Origin of the sequence: Halorubrum sp. AD140, from assembly GCF_034497445.1 — an archaeon.
Lineage (GTDB): Archaea > Halobacteriota > Halobacteria > Halobacteriales > Haloferacaceae > Halorubrum.
Genome location: NZ_JAXRUU010000004.1, coordinates 38,216 through 57,242, shown reverse-complemented (window position 1 = coordinate 57,242; position 19,027 = coordinate 38,216). Strand labels below are relative to the sequence as shown.

Annotated in this window: 18 protein-coding genes and 1 pseudogene; 6 read left to right on the top strand and 13 right to left on the bottom strand. The window is 70.4% G+C overall.

Features of this window, described 5'->3' with window-relative positions; translation table 11 throughout:
• Positions 1 to 95: 95 nt before the first annotated feature.
• The 3 genes from coaBC to nth form a co-directional block, all read right to left on the bottom strand.
• Complete coding sequence (gene coaBC, locus U4E84_RS02045) at positions 96 to 1,265, bottom strand: bifunctional phosphopantothenoylcysteine decarboxylase/phosphopantothenate--cysteine ligase CoaBC (protein ID WP_322530431.1); 1,170 nt, start codon at positions 1,263 to 1,265, stop codon at positions 96 to 98.
• Positions 1,266 to 1,436: 171 nt separating this feature from the next.
• Positions 1,437 to 1,991: a DoxX family protein gene (locus tag U4E84_RS02040; protein ID WP_322530430.1), complete on the bottom strand. Its 555-nt coding sequence runs from the start codon at positions 1,989 to 1,991 to the stop codon at positions 1,437 to 1,439.
• 196 nt (positions 1,992 to 2,187) lie between these two features.
• On the bottom strand, positions 2,188 to 2,871 hold the full coding sequence (gene nth, locus U4E84_RS02035; protein WP_322530429.1) for an endonuclease III: 684 nt from the start codon (positions 2,869 to 2,871) through the stop codon (positions 2,188 to 2,190).
• A 133-nt stretch (positions 2,872 to 3,004) separates the two neighbouring features.
• Between nth and U4E84_RS02030 the strand changes: the two genes are divergently transcribed.
• The 5 genes and pseudogenes from U4E84_RS02030 to U4E84_RS02010 all read left to right on the top strand — a co-directional run bounded on the left by U4E84_RS02030 (position 3,005) and on the right by U4E84_RS02010 (position 6,054).
• Positions 3,005 to 3,370: a hypothetical protein gene (locus U4E84_RS02030; RefSeq protein WP_322530428.1), complete on the top strand. Its 366-nt coding sequence runs from the start codon at positions 3,005 to 3,007 to the stop codon at positions 3,368 to 3,370.
• A gap of 114 nt (positions 3,371 to 3,484) precedes the next feature.
• Entirely contained in the window at positions 3,485 to 4,534 is a 1,050-nt protein-coding gene (locus U4E84_RS02025; RefSeq protein WP_322530427.1) for a VOC family protein, read from the top strand.
• Complete coding sequence (locus tag U4E84_RS02020; protein ID WP_322530426.1) at positions 4,531 to 5,268, top strand: phospholipase; 738 nt, start codon at positions 4,531 to 4,533, stop codon at positions 5,266 to 5,268. Before U4E84_RS02025 ends, U4E84_RS02020 begins: the two co-directional genes overlap by 4 nt.
• 149 nt (positions 5,269 to 5,417) lie before the next feature.
• Positions 5,418 to 5,708, top strand: a pseudogene (locus U4E84_RS02015) (cupin domain-containing protein); the annotation flags it as partial.
• 61 nt (positions 5,709 to 5,769) lie between these two features.
• Positions 5,770 to 6,054: a transcriptional regulator gene (locus U4E84_RS02010; protein WP_322530425.1), complete on the top strand. Its 285-nt coding sequence runs from the start codon at positions 5,770 to 5,772 to the stop codon at positions 6,052 to 6,054.
• A 68-nt stretch (positions 6,055 to 6,122) separates the two neighbouring features.
• Here the strand turns inward: U4E84_RS02010 and U4E84_RS02005 are convergent, their stop codons facing one another.
• The 4 genes from U4E84_RS02005 to U4E84_RS01990 all read right to left on the bottom strand — a co-directional run bounded on the left by U4E84_RS02005 (position 6,123) and on the right by U4E84_RS01990 (position 9,494).
• Complete coding sequence (locus U4E84_RS02005) at positions 6,123 to 6,800, bottom strand: type 1 glutamine amidotransferase domain-containing protein (RefSeq protein WP_322530424.1); 678 nt, start codon at positions 6,798 to 6,800, stop codon at positions 6,123 to 6,125.
• A 115-nt stretch (positions 6,801 to 6,915) separates the two neighbouring features.
• A complete protein-coding gene (locus U4E84_RS02000) occupies positions 6,916 to 8,070 on the bottom strand; it encodes a DUF63 family protein (RefSeq protein ID WP_322530423.1) in 1,155 nt (384 codons plus the stop codon).
• An 85-nt stretch (positions 8,071 to 8,155) separates the two neighbouring features.
• Positions 8,156 to 8,605 (bottom strand): Lrp/AsnC family transcriptional regulator, encoded by a 450-nt coding sequence (locus U4E84_RS01995; protein WP_322530422.1) that lies wholly within the window; start codon positions 8,603 to 8,605, stop codon positions 8,156 to 8,158.
• Between the two features lie 118 nt (positions 8,606 to 8,723).
• The gene (locus U4E84_RS01990) at positions 8,724 to 9,494 is read right to left on the bottom strand and encodes a 4-phosphopantoate--beta-alanine ligase (protein WP_322530421.1); all 771 of its coding nucleotides are present in this window, start codon (positions 9,492 to 9,494) and stop codon (positions 8,724 to 8,726) included.
• A 112-nt stretch (positions 9,495 to 9,606) separates the two neighbouring features.
• On the opposite strand from U4E84_RS01990, the gene U4E84_RS01985 reads away from it, so the two are divergent.
• Positions 9,607 to 9,843, top strand: coding sequence for a hypothetical protein (locus tag U4E84_RS01985; RefSeq protein ID WP_322530470.1), 237 nt, complete (start codon positions 9,607 to 9,609; stop codon positions 9,841 to 9,843).
• 41 nt (positions 9,844 to 9,884) lie between these two features.
• Here the strand turns inward: U4E84_RS01985 and U4E84_RS01980 are convergent, their stop codons facing one another.
• The 6 genes from U4E84_RS01980 to trkA form a co-directional block, all read right to left on the bottom strand.
• A complete protein-coding gene (locus tag U4E84_RS01980; protein WP_322530420.1) occupies positions 9,885 to 11,585 on the bottom strand; it encodes a methylmalonyl-CoA mutase family protein in 1,701 nt (566 codons plus the stop codon).
• 111 nt (positions 11,586 to 11,696) lie between these two features.
• Entirely contained in the window at positions 11,697 to 13,970 is a 2,274-nt protein-coding gene (locus U4E84_RS01975; RefSeq protein ID WP_322530419.1) for an amino acid permease, read from the bottom strand.
• Positions 13,967 to 14,407 carry a universal stress protein gene (locus U4E84_RS01970; RefSeq protein WP_322530418.1) on the bottom strand — a complete coding sequence of 147 codons (441 nt, stop codon included), beginning with the start codon at positions 14,405 to 14,407 and terminating at the stop codon, positions 13,967 to 13,969. The genes U4E84_RS01975 and U4E84_RS01970 overlap by 4 nt, the downstream gene beginning before the upstream one ends.
• 117 nt (positions 14,408 to 14,524) lie before the next feature.
• On the bottom strand, positions 14,525 to 16,063 hold the full coding sequence (locus U4E84_RS01965; protein WP_322530417.1) for a TrkH family potassium uptake protein: 1,539 nt from the start codon (positions 16,061 to 16,063) through the stop codon (positions 14,525 to 14,527).
• Positions 16,064 to 16,175: 112 nt separating this feature from the next.
• On the bottom strand, positions 16,176 to 17,678 hold the full coding sequence (locus U4E84_RS01960; protein WP_322530416.1) for a TrkH family potassium uptake protein: 1,503 nt from the start codon (positions 17,676 to 17,678) through the stop codon (positions 16,176 to 16,178).
• Between the two features lie 7 nt (positions 17,679 to 17,685).
• Entirely contained in the window at positions 17,686 to 19,023 is a 1,338-nt protein-coding gene (gene trkA / locus U4E84_RS01955; protein ID WP_322530415.1) for a Trk system potassium transporter TrkA, read from the bottom strand.
• Positions 19,024 to 19,027: the final 4 nt, after the last annotated feature.

Below are 19,027 nucleotides of genomic sequence, written 5' to 3'. Positions count from 1 at the left end.
CTCTGTGCACATGGGTATCTCTACCCGGAACGTTTCTCTACCGCCTCAAAACAGTTTGTATCCCAGCCGATATGGGGACGGGGACGCCGTCCGGTTCACGCGTTCCGCCCGAGCGCCTCGGCCAGCCGATCGGCGATCCGTCCGGCGACGGCGTCCTTCGATCCGGCGACCTCTTCCGGGTCGGTCCCGGTCTCCCCCACGAGGAGCACGCGTGTCTCCTCGGCGCCCATCACGCTCGCGTCGTTGGCGACGACGAACGCGAGGCCGACGCGGTCGCGGATCCGCTCGGCCTCGGCGACCATCGCCGCGTCGTCGCCGGACGTCTCGGCTTTGAACCCGACGATCGGGAGCTCCGGGTACGCCTCCCGCACCGAGTCGATGAGCTTCGGCGTCGGCCGGAGGTCCACCGAGAGCGGCGACCCCGACCGGATCTTCTCGTCGACCGCGTCGGCGGTGAAGTCGGAGATGGCCGCCGCCGAGACCAGGGCGTCGGCGGTGGCGGCGGTCCGGCGACACGCCTCCATCATCTCGTCGGCGGTCTCGACGGCGACGACGTCGGCGTAGGGCACGTCCGGGCCGTCCTGTATGAGCGTCACCTTCGCACCGCGGACGTAGAGGGCGCGGGCGACCGCGCGGCCCGTCTTCCCCGACGCGCGGTTCGTCAGGATCCGGATCGGGTCGATCCGCTCCTTCGTCGCGCCCGCGGTGACGACCACGTGCGCGCCCGAGAGCGTCTGGGGGGTCGTCGCGCGGGCGACCGCCGTGACGATCTCCGCCTCCTCGGCGATCTTCGCTTTCCCCTCCTCTATCCGGGGGTCCGCGAACGTCACGCCCCACGCCTCCAGTCGGTCGAGCGCCTCGATGACCCCCGGGTGGTCGTACATCGGCTCGTGCATTGCGGGCGCCATCACGACCGGCACGTCGGCGCCCAGCGCGGTCGTCGCGCAGGTCGTCACGGGGGTGTCGTCGACCGCGGCCGCGACCTTCCCGGCGGTGTTGGCCGTCGCCGGCGCCAGGAGCAATACGTCCGCCCACCCCTCCCGTCCGCAGAGCTCGACGTGTTCGACGTCGCCGGTGATCTCGGTGACGACGGGCCCGTCGGTCGCGAAGTCGACCGCCCACGGGTGGACGATGTTCGTCGCCGCCGGGGACATGACGGCGCGAACGCTGGCGCCCTGCCGGCGCAGTTCGTGGGCGAGTTCGACGACCGTCACCGCCGCGATGCTCCCAGAGACGCCGAGCGCGACGTTGACCCCCTCCAGCATTATCGAGACCGTTCCGGCCCCGGTGGCTTATAACGTGTCGTTGCGGATCGGGGTCGGCGACGAGAGTGCCGAAGAGGAACGCGGTCGCTACCCGGAAAAGAACGTCGTCGGAAAACGAGCCGGCGGCGCGCGAACGCGCGCCCCGTTGCACCAGCGCCGCGTCGCCCCCGTTCAGCCGAGGACGTAGCGCAGCGCCGGGAACTTCTCGACGAGTGCCTGCCCGCCGACCTCGATCTTCTCGATGTACGCGTCCAGTCCGAGGACGCGTCCCGCGCCGAACGCGGCGACCGTGAGGAACACGATCGCGTAGATCAGCGTCGACTCGAACAGCGCGAAGACGTCGCCGCTCCACCCGCCGAGGTAGAACAGCATCATCTGCATCGCGCCGCCGAGCGCGGCCAGCCGAACGAACGCGCCCGCGATGAGCGCCGCGCCGATGAGCACCTGCGTCGCCGGGACGAACACGTTCGCGAACTCGACGAACCACGGCGTCGCCGCCATCGCCCCGTACAGCCCACTGACCGGGCTCGCGGGGTCGATGTTCGCGAGGTAGCCGGCCGCGTCGAACGGCCACTCCGCGACCTTCCCGAGCCCCGCGAACAGGATCATCCCGCCGATCGTCGCCCGAAGCAGGACGATGAACAACGCCGACAGGGAGTGCGCCTTCCCCATGAGCGTGACGCCGCCGATCTCTCCGCCGAACTCGTTTGTCTTTTGTGTGGACATTGTGTCTCTCCTCACTTACGGATACGCCGGTCGGGGGGATAAACCCGGAAGCGAGTTCCCTCTCGGGAGGAAGGGATCGGCGGTGTCCCCCGGTCTGGTGGGTCTTTAAGTCCGCGTGCCGAACGGTCCCGGACTAGAGAGGTCGAAAAAGGCGGTCGAGTGACACCGCAGTCCCCCGATTGTCGCGGTCCTCCGATCACCACGCCTCGCCGCTGGCGAGGTCCACCTCGGCGTCGCCCCGCTCGGAGGGGCAGACGTCCGCGAGCACGCAGTCGGCGCAGTCCGGGTTGATCGCGGTGCACGTGGCGCGCCCGTGGTCGATCATGAGGTGGGTGAACTGCTGCCAGTCGTCCTCGGGAACGACGCCGAGGAGGTCCCGCTCGATCGCCGGCGGACGCTCCTCCTCCGTGATTCCGAGCCGGCGGGTGAGCCGCTGCACGTGGGTGTCGACGACGATCCCCTCGACGACGTCGTGGCCGTGCTGGAGGACGACGTTGGCGGTCTTGCGACCGACGCCGGCCAGGTCGGTCAGCTCGGACATCGTGTCCGGCACCTCGCCTCCGTGCGTCTCGACGATGTCCGCGCACGCGGAGCGGATGTACTTCACCTTGTTGTTGTAGTAGGTGATGGAGTTGATCGCCTCCGCGAGCTCCGCTTGGGGCGCGTTCGCGTACTCCTCGGGCGTCTCGTACGTCTCGAACAGGTCCGCACACACCTCGTTCACGCGCTCGTCGGTACACTGCGCGGAGAGGATCACGGCGATGAGCAGCTCCAGCCGGTTCGAGTAGTTCAGCGAGATCGTCGAGTCCGGGTACTCCTCGTACAGCCGGTCGAGGACCTCCGCGACCTGCGCCGCTCGCGGCTCCAGTGGCGTGCCCATGGGGATCCCTCCGGGCGGCCGACATTGAACGATCCGAAAGCGGCGCCGGCGTCGAGGGGGCGAGCGGGACGGACCGACGAACCGACACAGACCGAACCGGCAGATTCACGTCGCTGCTCCAACAGGTCGAACCGTGTCCCGGTCTCGCGATCGACGACGGCGCCGTCCGGCGTACAGCCGCCGGCCACAGGAGTTCTACTGGCTGTGGATCGCGGCGACCGCGACGTACGGCGTCGGGGACGTCGTCTCGACGATCGCCTTCCTGGAGTACGTGCCGACGATCGACGAGGCGAACCCGGTCGTCGCGCTCGCGCTCGACTCGTTCGGCCTCTCCGGACTCGTCGCCCTCAAGATCGTCGTCTACCTCGTGATGGTGTGGATCAGCGTCGCGGGCGCTCGCGACGGCGACGCGCTGCTCTACTACTTCCCGCCCGTCCTCTTGACGCTCGTCGGCACCTACCTCACCGCGAGCAACGTCCGGCTGCTGTGGCTCTCGTGAGCCGTCGCGGTCGCGGGCCGACCCCGCCTCGATCGGCGACCGATCCCCACCTCGATCGACGACCAACTCCGACCCGATCGACACCGGTTTGCGCCCGCGCGACCCAGGTGCTCCATGCTCTCTGACACGCCCGGGCTCCACCACGTGACGGGGATCGTCGGCGACGCGGCGACCGCCGCCGCGTTCTACGGCGAGACGCTCGGGCTCCGGCTGCTGCGCCGGACGGTGAACTACGAGGACGTCCTCCAGTATCACCTCTACTTCGGCGACGCGACCGGCGCGCCCGGCTCCGTCGTCACCGTCTTCCCGGATCCCCACGCCGATCCCGGTCGGACCGGCAAGCCCGGCTACGAGGCGGTCGCCTTCGCGGTCCCGCCCGGCTCGCTCGGCTACTGGCGCGAGCGACTCGCGGACCGGGGCGTGGCGATCGAGGTCGACACCGTCGCCGGAAGCGACGGCGACGCCCGGACCGACGACCGGTTCGGCGATCGCCTGATCGCGTTCTCGGACCCGTCCGGCACTCGGGTCGAACTCGTCGAGAGCGACGCGGGCGGGGAGCCGTGGGTCGATGCGGCCGAGCGCAGAACCGCCGCCGACCCGGTCCCCGAGTCGGCCGCCGTCCGCGGGCTGTACGGCGTCACCGCGCTGCCGGCGGACCCGTACGGGACGGCGAGCGTGCTCGACACGCTGGGCTTCGAGTACGAGGCGGAGGCGGGCGACCGGATCCGGTACCGCGCGCCGGGCGAGCGCGCGACCGTCGTCGACCTGCTCGACCGCGACGCGCCGTACCTCCGCGAGGGGCCCGGAACGCTCCACCACGCCGCGGTCCGCGTCCCCGACCGCGAGGCGCTGCTGGAGTGGCACGCACTGTTCCGCGACCGCGGCTACGACGTCTCCCGGGTGAAGGACCGCCACTTCTTCCACTCGCTGTACGTGCGCGGCCCCGGCGGCCTGCTCGTCGAACTCGCGACCGAGGCGTCGACCCCGGACGGTCCCGCGGGCCCGGGGCTCGCCGACCCCGACGCGACGGGCCACGCGACGGAGCTGTACCTCCCGCCCCGCTTCGAGGACGACCGCGAGCTGATCGAGCGTCAGCTGCCCGCGTTCGAGGTCGGGGGCGGCCGCGGGCCCGAGGCGGACACCGACGCGACCTCCGATCGATGAGCCGGCCGCTCTCCGGGGTCGACGGGCCGCACGCGGACGCGACGCTGGTCACCGGGGGCGCCCCGGCCGCCGCGGCCCGGGTCGCGGTCGTCCTCGTTCACGGCCGCGGCGGGACGCCCGAGGGGCTGGTGCGGCTCGCCGACGACTTCTATCGACCGGGCGTGGCCTTCCTCGCGCCGGGCGCCGTCCGCTCGAACTGGTTCCCCGCCGGCCACGACGCGCCCCTCGCGGCCAACGAGCCGACGCTCACCTCGGCCGTCGACTGCGTCGCCGCCGCCTGCCGGGCCGCCGCCGAGATCGGGGTCGGCCCGGAGTCGGTCGTCCTCGTCGGCGTCTCGCGGGGCGGGAGCGTCGCGAGCGAGTTCCTCCGGCGGCGCCCCAGGCGCTACGGCGGCGCGTTCGTCGTCTCCGCGGCGCTGCCCGGCGCGGACCTCGCGGAACGGGAGGTCGTCGGCGTTCCGGGGACGGTCGACGCCGCGGGCGGGGAAGTGGCCGACGAGCGGACGGGCCCGCTCGCCGGCACGCCCGTCGCGCTCGACAGCAGCGCGGGCGACCCGTACGTCCCGGTCGAGCGCGTGCGGGCGACCGCCGACGCGTTCGGGCGCGCCGGTGCCGCGGTCGACCTCCGGATCGACGAGGGGGACGGGCACGGGCTCTCCGACGCGACGACGACGCGGATCGGCGACCGGATCGCGGCGCTGCTCGGCGACGGTGCTGAGTCGACTCCGCGCTGAGACGCCGTTGACGCGAGGGCGGCCGGACGGTTCCTCCCGACGATCCGAACGTGTTCGCGACATCGTCCATAGCACTCGCGGCGGATCTCCTGTCCATGGTCGATCTCGATGACTCCCCGGCCGACCGGGCCCGGATCGCCGACCGGGCCCGGATCGCCGACCTCGACGGGGAGCCGCACGCGGACGCGTTCCCCGGGAACGAGCCGAAGACGATCCGGCTGTCGCTGGAGGCGGGCGAGCGCGTGCCCGAGCACGAGCATCCCGACAGGACGGTCCTGTTCCACGTGCTGGAGGGCGCCGTCGACGTCGCGCTCGACGGCGATCCCCACCGGGTCGAGGCCGGCGAGATACTCCGGTTCGAGGGGGAGTCGTCCGTCGAGCCGACGGCGCGCGAGGACAGCACCGCGCTCGTGGTGCTGGCGCCGCGGCCTGAAGAGTGAGGCGGCGCCGCGGTGGAGCGGTCGCCGCCGACGCTTTACCCGTCGCCGCCGAACGCCCGCCATGGAGACGACGCGCCAGCGGATCGCCGCCACCCTCCGAGAGGGGCCGGCGACCGCGAGCGACCTCGGCGAGTCGCTGTCGCTGCCGACGCCGGTCGTGTACGACCACCTGGAGCACGTCTCGCGGTCGATCGACGACGACGACGGCGACGAGCGGTTCCTCGTCGCGCCGCCGGAGTGTCGCGACTGCGGCTTCGACGGCTTCGACGACCCGGTCAACGAACCGTCCCGGTGTCCGGAGTGTCGGAGCGAGCGGATCGCGGAGCCGGCGTTCGTGATCCGCTGAGGCCGGTTCGTGATCCGCTGAGGCCGGTTCGTGATCCGCTGAGGCCGGTCTCCCCGGCCTCCGACCGGTTACAGCTCGTCCAGCAGCGTCTCCGCCGCGGCCGCGGAGGACTCCGGGCCGCGAGCGGTGATCAGGTCGCCGTCGACGGCGACGCTCTCGTCGGCGTCGAGCTCGGCGTCCCAGTCGGCGCAGGCGAGGACGACCTCGTCCTCCACCCAGTACGGGAGCTTCCGGCCGTCGGGCAGCACGTCCTCGTCGTCGACGATTCCCTCCTCCCAGTCGTTCGGGAACCCCGTGACGGACCGGCCCTCCACGAGGGGCGTCCCGTCGGCCTCGCGGGTGAACGCCAGGATGCCGACCGCGTGACAGACGACGAGTGCGACGCCCTCGTCGCCCGCGACCGCGTCGAGCAGGAGCTGGCGGGCGTGTCGGTCCTGGTTCACGTCCCAGACGGTGCCGTGTCCGCCGGGGAAGACGACCGCGTCGTAGCCGTCGGCGTCGACCGCCGCGATCGGCTCGGGATCGTTGAGCCCCGGATGAGTCTCGTCGACCTCGCGGAGCTCCGCGGCCCGCTCCTCGCCGCCCGCGGCCTCCGGGTCGAGCGAGCGCTCGTCGACGACCGGCGGCGACCCGGACGGCGTCGCGACCGTCACCTCCACGCCCTCCGATTCGAGCGTCGTCAGCGGCTCGATGCACTCCTCGGCCCAGTAGCCCGCTTCGCTCACGACGAACAGCGCGTTGCTCATGTGTACACAGGCGTTCGCGTCCCCGAGTGAAAAGCGGACCGCGTCCGGCGGCGACTGCGGAGGTCCGCGTCCGGCAGCGACTGCGGACGCCGGCGGCGGACGGCCGCCGCCGCGGTCAGATGCCGAACGTCGCGCGCAGCATGTCCCGCGTCCCGGGGCCGAGCCCCACGGCCAGCACGGTGATGAGCAGCATCAGCGTGTACCGCGGCGACTCCTCGAACATCTCGCCGTTGAACACCCAGACGACGAACGTCGCCGCCGCGAGCTTCACCAGCAGGAAGGGCCACGCGTCGCCGGTGACCGAAACGATCGACTCCGGGAGCAGCCGCCCGGTCCAGTCGACGATCAGCGCGTTGACGACGTGTTTCGGGACGAGGTTCGACGTGCCGGTCAGCGCCGGCATCCAGTCCAGGCCGATGACGTTCGCGGCGCCGTCGATCGCGTGCCCCCAGATGATGACGATCCCGGCGACGCCCGTTCCCTGACGGATCGTCGGCTCGTACGCGGTCGCGAGCTTCCAGGTGACCGCGGTCGCCGCCGTCGCGATTCCCAGCGTCAACGCGGACACCTGCGGGTAGAACTCGACGTAGTCGGTCGCCGCGGCGAGGTACGAGAGGTAGCCGACGGAGGCCGCGAGCGCGACGGTGCCCATCGCGAACAGCGGCGTAGCGTAGTCGTCGACGACCCCGCGATCGGCCAGCGCGTACGCCGCGAGGACGCAGGCCAGGGTGAACCCGAACGCGGTGAAGTAGATGAACGGACTGATCAGCAGCGCGCTCGCGGGGAACGGGATCAGCGGCTCCGTGCCGGCCCGCATCGCGGCGACGCCCGAGTCCTCGACGGTGCGAAGCGCGCCGCCGAGCAGCATGAACGGGAACAGTGCGTAGAAGAACCGCAGCTCGTCGCCGATCTCCAGCCGCCGCAGCAGGAAGACGACGCCGACGAGCATCCCGAGCAGGACCACCACGTAGCTCACGGTCGAGACGGTCGTGTACCCCGGAGCGGCGACGACGTCGCCCGCCTCAACCGCCGCCGAACACGCCGACGCGCTCCCGAGGAGCTCGGTGCCGCCGGCGTCGCGGACCGCGCACTGCGCTCCCTCGCCGTCGGCGACGACCGGCCCCCAGAAGTACCGCCAGACGAACCGGTCGTACACGGCCCGCGGGAAGACGACGGAGCCGATCGCGAGGAGCAGCGCGACGCCGCCGACGACCGCCGCCCACGCCCGCTCCGGTGACAGCCCGAACCGTCCCTCGACCCGTGTGCTCATGAGTCCCGTTCGGGGTGTCCCCGAGTTGAGCGTTCCGGTCCCGCGTCACCGCGACGCCCGACCGCCCCCGCGGGTCTCCCTCCTGTCACACCGGCGGGCCGTCGGCCTCGAAGTCGGTGCCGAGAATGATCATGGTCTGCGAGCGCGAGAACCCCTCCATCTCGGCGACGCGGTCGAACATCAGCTCGCGGAGGCTATCGGTGTCCGCGGCGACGACGCGCAGGATCACGTCCCACTCGCCGGTCGTCAGGTGGATCTCGCTGACCCCCTCGATCTCGCGGAGCCGTTCGATCGTGTCCTCCTCGCGTCCCTGCTCGACGCGGAGCCCGACGAAGGCGCCGACGCCGTACCCGACCGCTTTTGGGTCGATCTCGGCGTGGTACCCCTGGATGACGCCGGCATCCTCCATCCGCCCGACCCGGTCGTGGACGGTCGCGCTCGACATGTCGATCCGGCGCGCGATCTCGGAGAACGGCGTCCGGGCGTCCTCCCGGAGGATCCGGAGGATGGCGCGGTCGGTCTCGTCGAGTTCCATGCCTCCGGTAGACCGTCGGCGGACTTTGCACTTCCGGCGTCAAGAGACGTCGAGGACCCGTGTTCGCCGAGGCGGAGAACGGACGCCCCCCGCGCGGGACCTCGCTGACCGGGCTCCCCTACGCCGCGTCCGCCGCGCCGCGGTCGAACGCTCCGCTCCGGATCGCCGCCTCCGCCGCCGTCAGCGCCTCGGCGGCGTCGAACGCGTCGAGGGCCTCGCGGAGCTCCGCGGGCGACGCGTCCGCGAGGTCCCGCGCGTGAGCCGTGACGTTCGGCACCGCGCGCACGAGGTTGTCGACTATCGGGACGTCCGCTGTCCGCGGCGACCGGCTCCCGGGGTTGAGATCGACCACGATCTCCGTCTTTCCCATCGCGTCGAGCGCCTCGGCGCGGTCGCCGTCCTCTAGCGGCACCACGACCACGTCCGCCGCCTCGATCCCGTCGGCGTCGACGGTCCCGCGGGCGTGTGACAGGCCGGGGATCTCGCCGTCCGCGGCCAGTCCCTTCACCGCGTCGGCGCCGTGCTCGCGCAGGTGGTCGGCGATCCGCCGGACCCGCTCGTCGGTGTGGTTGAAGAGGTTCACCTCCAGGTCGGCGTCGACGGCGTCGGCGAGCTCGACCGTCTCCGCCGGCGCCAGTGCGGCGACGTTGCCGTTCACCGAGATCACCGGACGGTCGGCCGCGAGCAGCGTCGCGGCGGCGGCGCGCGCGGCGCGGTCCGCGCTCGGGAGGGTCCGCTCGCCGAGGAGGTAGTCGAACGCCTCGCCGCGGCCCTGCGCGATCAGTCCCTGCTTCGAGGTGATCCCCTTCTCGACGCCCGCCTCGATCCGGTGGCGCGTAACGAGCGACGCGTATCGCGGGTGGTCCTCGGGAATCTCCGTCTGCGTCATACCGGAGGGAGACGACGAGCCGATTAAAGTGGACCGTTCGCGGCCGTCGCGTGTGAGCCCGACACCCGCACGCACAAGCGTTAACATGGAACACTGCGTAGCGTCACACGTGATGGACCGCACTGGCAAGTACACCGTCGTGAACCCGTGTAACGACCACGGAGCGATCACGCTCCGTGAACACCCTCGAAACGGGACGCTGCACGTCGTCGAGTACGACGATCCCGACGTGGAAGCCGAGCTGGCGGCGCTCGACGCCGGGTCGGTCGTCGAGCTCGAACTCCGTCGGGCGGGCCGCCGGGGCAACGCGTGGTGCGCGGAGTCCGCGCGGCCGGTCGACGTGACCTGACCCGACGTTCGACCCCTCCGTTCACGGGCTCCGTATTCCGCTCAGGCGACCCCGATCCGCTCGCGGTACGACCCGTGCTCCGCCTCGAACACCGCCATGATCTCGCCCATCGTGGCGTACGCCTTCACCGCCGTCACGATCGCGGGCATGGCGTTCTCGCCGGCGCCGACCGCGTCGCGGAGGTCGGCGAGGGCGGCGTCGACCGCGTCGTCGTCGCGCTCTCGTTTCACGGACTCGAGGCGGTCGATCTGTCGCTCCCGGGTCGTCTCGTCGACGCGGAGCAGGTCCGGCTCCGCGTCGTCGTCGGTCTCGTAGGCGTTGACGCCGACGACCGTCTCCTCGCCCGAATCGACCCGCTCCTGGTACTCGTAGGAGGCCTGCTGGATCTCGCGGTGGAAGTACCCCTCCTCGATCCCGCGGAGGACGCCGTCGCGGACCGAGCCGTCGCCCATCTCCCTGATCTCCTCGATGTACGCCGTCGCTTCCGCCTCGACCTCGTCGGTGAGCGCCTCCACCGCGAACGAGCCGCCGAGGGGGTCGACGACGTCGGCCGCGCCCGACTCCTCGGCGATGATCTGCTGGGTGCGGAGCGCGACCCGCACGGCGCGCTCGGAGGGGAGCGCGAGCGCCTCGTCGAAGGAGTTGGTGTGGAGGCTCTGGGTGCCCCCCAGGACCCCCGCGAGCGCCTGTATCGTGGTCCGCACCACGTTGTTGAGCGGCTGTTGGGCCGTCAGCGACTGTCCCGCCGTCTGGGTGTGGAACTTCAGCCGCTTGGAGGCGTCGGCCTCGGCGCCGTACCACTCCGCCATGATCCGCGCGTAGAGCCGGCGGGCGGCCCGGAACTTCGCGACCTCCTCGAAGATCGAGTTGTGCGAGTTGAAGAAGAAGGAGAGCTGCGGGGCGAACGCGTCGACGTCGAGCCCGCGGTCGAGGCACGCCTCGACGTACGCGAAGCCGTCGGCGAGGGTGAACGCGAGCTCCTGGACCGCCGTCGAGCCCGCCTCGCGGATGTGGTAGCCGGACACCGAGATGGGCTTGAAATACGGGGTCTCCTCGACCGCGAACTCGATCGTGTCCGTCACGAGGTCGAGCGAGGGCCCGGGGGGGATCACCCACTCCTTCTGCGCGATGAACTCCTTGAGCATGTCGTTCTGCAGGGTGCCCCGGAGCTCCTCGCGCGGGACCCCCTGCTGGTCCGCGACCGCGACGTACATCGCGTAGATCACGGGCGCGCTCGGGTTGATCGTGAAGGAGGTGGACACCTCGCTCACGTCGATGCCGTCGAACAGCACCTCCATGTCGCGGAGCGTGTCGACGGCGACGCCCTCCTTGCCCACCTCCCCGAGCGCCATCGGGTCGTCGGAGTCGAGCCCCATCAGCGAGGGCATGTCGAAGGCGGTCGAGAGCCCGGTCTGGCCCTCGTCGGTCAGGTAGCGGAAGCGCTCGTTCGTCTCCTCGGCGGTGCCGAAGCCGGCGAACTGCCGCATCGTCCACGTCCGCCCGCGGTACATCGTCGGGTAGACGCCGCGGGTGTACGGCTCCTCGCCCGGAAAGCCCAGGTCGTCGCCGTAGTCGAGGTCGGCCACGTCGGCCGGCGTGTAGACGCGATCGACCTCGCGGTTCGACACCGTGGCGAACCGGTCGCGCCGCTCGCCGCGTCCGTCGAGGGCCGGGTCGAGCGTCTCCGCCTCCCACTCGGCGTGGGCCTCGCGGATCGCGGAGAGCTCCTCGTCGTCGTACATGCCGGTACCTACCCGCCGGTCACGCATAAACGTTCATTACAGATGGGGGCGAGCGACCACGAGCCGGAGCGATCCCGCGGCCCCCTCCGACCGACCGTCGGACTCGGCGCGTCAGCGCCCGCCGACGAGCCGCTCCCACAGCGACCGCGCGGACGGCCGCTCCGCGAGCAACACGGGCGTCTCGAGGCGCTCGATCGTCTCGAACGCGAGCGAGCCACGGACGATCCGCGAGAGCAGGCCGCGCTCCGTCGCACCGACGATCACGAGGTCGTACGCCTCGCCGACGCGACCGATCGCCTCCTCGACGTCGCCCGCCTCGATCCGGAGCTCCGCGTCCCCGAGACCGTGGCCGTCCGCCCAGTCGGCGAGGAACGCTCGGCCGGACTCCTCCTCGCCCGGGGCGACGACGTGCAGCAGCGAGACGTCCACGCCGACCGCGTCGCGGAGCGCGCGCGCGACCTCCGCGGAGAGGTCCGAGGAGGGGCCCCCGGCGGTGGGAACGAGCACGTCCGAGAGGTCCAGGCGCTGGCCGTCCAAGACGAGGAAGTCACACGGGAGGTCGCGAGCGAGTTCGTCGAGCGAGCCCTCGACACGCCCGCCGGCGAACCGCGCCCCGCCGTAGCCCATCACGACGGTGTCGGCGTCGTTCGTGCGCGCCGCGTCGAACACCTCCTCGATCCCGCGGTGCGAGAGGATCGTCTTCGTCTCGATCGGGACGTCGAAGGCCTCGGCATCCGACGCCGCCTGTTTGAGCAGCAGTTCCGAGGACGCGTCGAGACCGGTCCGGTTCTCGGCCACCGTCTCCAGCGACGTCTGGTCCGGCACCGTGACGATATGGGTCGCGAGCACGCGACCACCCTCGTGTTGTGCGAGCGCGCCGGCGAGGGTGATCAGCGCGCTCTCGGTCCGCGGGTTCGACACGGCGACCATGATCGTCGGGCCCTCCTCTCCGGAGCCGTTCGGCGCGACGGCGTCCGCGGCGCCCACGACCCGGTCGGGCAGGTCCGCCTCGCGGCTCCGGACGTACTCCGAGAGCACGCCCTGCTCGTCGGTCTCGCGTCGGGCGTAGACGAAGTACCACGCGACGGCCGCGAGGACGAACGCCGCCGACAGCGCGATCTCGATCCCGTCCATGAACGCGACGAGCCCGAGCGACAGGACCGCGCCGAGGATCGGCGTGATCGGGTACAGCGGGACGGTGAACTCCGGGTCGTACTCCGGCACGTCCGCCTCGCGGAAGACGATGAGCCCCGCGTTCATGAGCGCGTACACGATGAGGTGGAGGACGCTGGCCGCCTTCGCGAGCACCTCGATCTCTTGGCCCAACAGCGCGATGAAGACGACGATGAGTCCCCCGGTCACCAGGATCGATCGGTACGGCGTCGCGTAGTTCGGGTGGATCTCGTTGAGCCAGTTGGTGACGATCTTGTCCCGGCCCATCGCGAAGTTGATCCGGGCGGACGCGAGGATCGACGCGTTCGCGGAGGACGCCGTGGCGAGCAGCGCGCCGACGGTCATCGCCGCGGCGGCGATCCCGGCGACTCCCGTCACCGGCCCGATCGACTCGGGGAACGCGACCCGCGCGGCCTGCGCGACGGGCGCGTCCTGGCTGAGCTCCGGCCACGGGACGACGCCGAGCATCGTCGTCACGAGCACCGCGTAGATCACCGTGACGATCGCGACGCTCCCGATGATGGCGATCGGGAGGTTTCGGCCGGGGTTCTTCAGCTCCTCGGCGACGGTCGCGATCTTGGCGTAGCCGAGGAAGGAGACGAACACGAGCGCGGTCCCCGGGAGGATCGCCCCGTAGCCCGCCGGGGCGAGTCCCCCTTCGCTCCCGGCGAGCGTCGCGTAGTCGAACGAGAGGAAGCCGGCGACGGAGAACGCGGCAAGGATGGACAGCAGCATGAAGACGATCACCGTCTGTAACCCCCCGGTCTCCTTCGCGCCGATGTAGTTGACCCCGACGAACAGCAGCCCCGCGAGGAGCGCGCCCACCTGGATCGGGTTGAGGAAGGCGACCGTCGGGAGTCCGACGAACACGGCGAGGTACTGGCCGAAGCCGATGCAGTAGAACGCCGAGGCGAACGCCAGGCCCATCCAGTCGCCCATCCCCGCAATCGACCCGAACATCGGGCCGAGCGACTTGTTGATGTAGTAGTAGCCGCCCCCGGCCTTCGGCATCGCCGTGCCGAGCTCGGAGACCGACAGCGCGTTCACCATCGCGATCAGCCCGCCGACGACGAACGAGACGACGACCACGGGACCCGCCGCGTTCGCGGCGACGCCCGGGAGGACGAATATCCCGGCACCGATCATGGTGCCGATCCCGATCGTCATCGCCGACACGAGACCGAGGTCCTTCGCGAGCTCGTCGTCGCTCATTCGTCCGGCTCGGCCCTCGGGAGCGCGACAACAGGCAGCGGTGTGTCCGTGACCAACTTCAGGGAGAGGTCTCCCGACAGGAACTGCATGATCCGGTTTCCGCCGCGAGAGCGGTAGGCAATGGCGCTCGCGTCCACTTCCTCGGCGGCCTCGAAGATCGCACCGACGACGTCCCGAGCGTACGCCGTGTGGTCGTCCGCGTCGGGGAACACCGTCCGCACCGCGGCGTACGACTCCGCCGCGAGGTCCTCGGACTGCTCGACGGGGGTCTTGTCCGGAACCCCCTCGCCCTTCTCGACGACGTGAAGCGCGGTCACCCGGTTCGGGTGGTACGGTTCGAGCGCCCGCGCCGTCGCCAGTGCGTCGTCCTCGTTGGCGACCGGAAGGAGGACGTGGTCGAGCAGATCCCGTCCGTCGGTGTGGTCGGTGCTCGTCATACGAACACCACATACCTGGCCGGTAAAGAAGATACGCGATCTGATCTAGAGGGTTCTGTGTCCGCTACACGCCTTTTTCACCACGCTGATCGCTTCGTTCGAGTTCGTACTCGTTTGTCACCGTTCCTCGACGCCCACGACGAACAGGGCGAGCACGGGGACGATCTCCAGCCGGCCGATCCACATCAGCCCGATCATCAGCAGCTTCGTCGTGGTCGGGAGGAACTCGTAGCTCCCGAAGGGACCGAGCGGTCCGAGCCCCGGCCCGATGTTCCCGATCGTCGCGAGCGAGGCCGCGAGCGCCTCGGTTCCGGAGAGCGGCTCCCCGATCCGGGTCGTGTCGAGCTCGATGAACACGGCCGCGAGCGCGAACAGGAGGAAATACAACAGCGTGAACACCAGGATGCCGCGGATCACGTCCTCGTCGACGACGTCGCCGCCGAGCCGCACCGGCCTGACGACGTCGGGGTTCGCCGTCGTGTACAGCTCCCGGCGGAGGGTCTTGAGCACGATGAGCCACCGAATGACCTTGATCCCGCCCCCCGTCGACCCCGCGGAGCCGCCGACGAACATCACCAACAGCAGGAAAAACCTCGTCTGGGTGTCCCACTGCGCGAAGTCAGCGGTGGCGAACCCGGTCGAGTTCATCAGCGAGGCGACCTGAAACACGCCCTGTCGGAGCGCGTTCTCCGTGATGCCCTCGGTGAGTCCGCCGATCTCGGTCGCGGGCGCGCCGCCGGAGAACAACCCGACCGCGAGTATCGCCGCGAATCCGGTCACCAGCCCGAGGTACACGCGGAACTCGGTGTTCTCGAACATCCGCGTCGGGTCGTCGCGGAGCACGAACCAGAACAGCGCGAAGTTCACCCCGGCGATCACCATGAACGGGACGAAGACCCACTGGACGACGGGAGAGAACGCCGCGATACTCTCGGCCTCCGGCGAGAATCCACCGGTCGGGAGCGTGGAGAACCCGTGGGCGATCGCGTTGTACAGGTCCATCTCCGGAGCGAGCGGCGTGAGTCCAAGGAGCGCGAGGAGCGCGATCATGGCAACGGTGAACGCGAGGTAGATGAGCCAGAGCGCCCGGGCCGTCTCGACGATCCGGGGCGTGAGCTTCTGGAGTCCCGGCCCCGGGGCCTCGGACTTCATCAGCTCCGCGCCGTTGACCGCCAGCTGCGGGAGGATCGCGACCATCAGCACGATGATCCCCATCCCGCCGAGCCACTGCGTGAGCTGCCGCCACATCAACACGGCGTGCGAGTGCCGCTCGAAGCTGATCTCCCTCGTCGCTGTCGCCCCGGTCGTGGTGAAGCCGCTCATCGACTCGAACAGCGCGTTCACCGGGTGACCGAGCGCTGAGGTGGTCCCGTACCCGGCGATGACGTAGGGGATCGCGCCGATAACCGCGGCCATGAGCCACGCGAGCGAGACGAGCGCCAGCGCGTCCCGCGGCCCGAGGTCGGGCTCGTCGTCGAGCCGTTCGAGCCCGGCGCCGATCGCGACGGCGATCGTCATCGACACCGCGAACGCGATCGCGTCCTCGCCGTAGATCAGCCCCACGACGAGCGGGACGCTCATCGACGCCGAGAGGAGCTTCACGATGCTCCCAGTGTAGCTGAGCGTCGCCCGCGCGTCGACCGTCGTTCGTGTCACGAGTGGACCTCGGGGGTGCCGATGTCCGTCGTAGCTCCCCGGCGAGGCAAGAAGCCGTCGATGGATCTCCGCGGCCGGCGTCGAACGTCCCTCCCCCGCCGACTTGCGAGGCTCACGAGGTCCAGAACGCCCGCGTGAACAGCACGATCACGGGAATGATCTCGATCCGACCGATCCACATCAGGACGATCATCACGGCCCGGGTGCTCATCGGGAAGGTCGCGAACGTCCCGTAGGGGCCGGCGTCGCCGAACGCCGGGCCGATGTTGAGGAACGTCGTCGCCGCGGCGCCGAGCGCCTCGAACTCGCCCACCCGGAGGTCCGCCCGCTCGGCGTCGACGACGATGAACACGGCGAGCAGAAAGAAGATGACGATGCTCAACAGGAGGTACGCGTAGATGTCGCGGATCGCGCCCTCGTCGACCGGCCTTCCCGAGATCCGGATCGGCCGAACGGACTCCGGGTGGATCGCGGTGTAGAGGTTCCGTCGGAACGTCTTCAGCGCGACGAGCCAGCGCAGCGACTTGATCGAGCAGGTGGTCGACCCGACCATCCCGCCGACGAACATCCCCATGAACAGCATGTGCTTCGCGGCGGGCGCCCACTGCACGTAGTCGGTGCTCGCGTACCCCGTCGTGGTCACGATCGACGCGACGTTGAACACGGCGTGTCGGACCGTCCCCTCGGCGCCGAAGGTGGTGTTCGGATCGAGGAACAGGCCGACGGCGACGACCGCCGCGAGCGTCCCCATCACGCCGAGGTAGAAGTGGAACTCCTCGTTGCGCAGGAGCCGCATCGGATCCCCGTTGATGGCGAAGTAGATGAGGATGAAGCTGGTCGAGCCGATCACCATGAACGGGACGACCGCCCACTGGATGAGCGGATGGAACGCGCCGACGCTCTCCGGCTCCGGCGAGAACCCGGCGGTCGCGACCGACGTGAACGCGTGGGCGACGGCGTTGTACAGGTCCATCTGCGGGTCGACCGCGAGCCCGAGCAGGAAGTAGACGGCGACCGCGAGCGCCGTCAGTCCGAAGTAGATCCCCCAGATGAGCTGTGCGGTCTGTGAGATCTTCGGCGTGAGCTTGTTGACGTCCTGGGTCTGCGACTCCGACTCCATGAGCTGTGCCCCACCGACGCCGACCTCGGAGAGCACCGCGGTCGCCAGGATGAGGATACCGAGCCCGCCGAGCCACTGGATCACCTGCCGCCACATCATGACGGAGCGCGAGTGGATCGAGAAGTCGCGCAGGACGGTCGCGCCGGTCGTGGTCAGTCCGCTCATCGATTCGAACAGCGCGTTCACCGGATGGGCGACCGTTCCGACGCCCGCGACGACAAAGGGGATCGCGCCGACCGCGGCGACGAGCAGCCAGATGAGCGCCACCGCGAGGAACGCCTCGCGGGGACCGAGGTTCGCCTCGGGGTCCTGCACCGAGCGGAACGCCGCGCCGAGCGCGAGCGAGACGGCGATGGCCGCGAGGAACGGGACCGGCGACTCGCCGTAGTAGAGCGCGATCAAAAGCGGGAACGCCAGCGGGACCGGGAGGGCCGTAAGGACGTCGCCGGTGAGACCCACGCTCGCCCGCCAGGCGACCCGGATCGTCGTTCTCACGGGCGGCTCATGCCATTGCGGTGATGGAACTCACGCCGTCGGACTCCACGAGCAGGATGACGTGGTCGCCGGGGCGGAGCACGGTGTTCCCGCGGGGGGTGACGAGCGCGTGGTCCCGGGTGATCGCGCCGATCACGAACCGCACGTCGGTGTCGGCGACGATCTCCGAGATCGGCCTCCCGACGAGCCCACAACCCTCGGTGAGTTCGAGCTCCAGGACTTCCGCCTGGTCGTTCTCCAGCACGGCGATGTTCTCCGCGACGCTCTCGTAGGTGAACCGCGTGATCTCCTCGGCGGTGACGGTGCGGGGGTTGATCGCGATGTCGATGCCGATCTCCTCGAAGACGGTGACGTAGTCCGGGCTGTCGACGACCGCGATCACGCGGTCGACGCCGAGCCGCTTGGCGAGCACGGAGATGAGCAGGTTCTTCTCGTCGGACCGCAGCGCTGTGACGACGATGTCGGCCTCGTCGACGTGCTCGCGCGAGAGGAACGAGGTGTCGGTCGCGTCGTGCTCCATCACGACGGTGTTCGGGAGGTTCTCCGCGAGCCACCGCGCGCGGTCCGGATCCTGCTCGATCAGCCGCGGCTTGAACTCCCGCTTCTCCAGCAGCCGGGCCGTCTGATAGCCGATCTCGCTGCCGCCGACGACGACGATCTCGTCGGCGCGGCCGGGGGTCGCCTCGGGCGCGACGGTGGTCGCGAACGACTGGACGCTCTCGGGGCTCCCGATCACCACCGCCCGGTCGCCGACCGCGATGTCGGTGTCGCCGCGCGGGATGACCATCTCGCCCCCGCGAAACAGCCCCACGAACGTGAGCGACTCGAAGCGGTCCGCCTCGGAGACGGTCTGCCCGGCGACGGGGCTCTCCTCTGGGATCTCGAACTCGGCCATCTGGACGAGGCCGCTGGCGAACGGGTCGACGTCGATCGCGGCGGGGAGTCCGATGACGCGGACGATGTTCTCGGCCGTCAGCAGGTCCGTACACACCATGAAGTCGACGCCGAACGCGCCCTCGTTCCCCTCCCACGTCCGGAGGAAGGAGGTGCTTTTCACCCGGGCGATGGTGAACCCGTCGCCGAGGGTCTTCGCGGTGCCGCAGGCGACGAGGTTCGTCTGGTCGTCGTCGGTGCAGGCGATGACCATGTCCGCGCTGCCCACCTCCGCCGCCGTCTGGATCTCGGAGGTCGTGCCGTCGCCGGCGATCGTGAGCACGTCGAGCTCGTACTTGAGCTGTTCCGCGCGGTCCGGGTCGACGTCGACGACGACGACCGTGTGGTCCGACGCGAGGCTCGCAGCGATGCTCGTGCCGACCTCGCCGGCCCCGATGACGACCACATGCATGGAC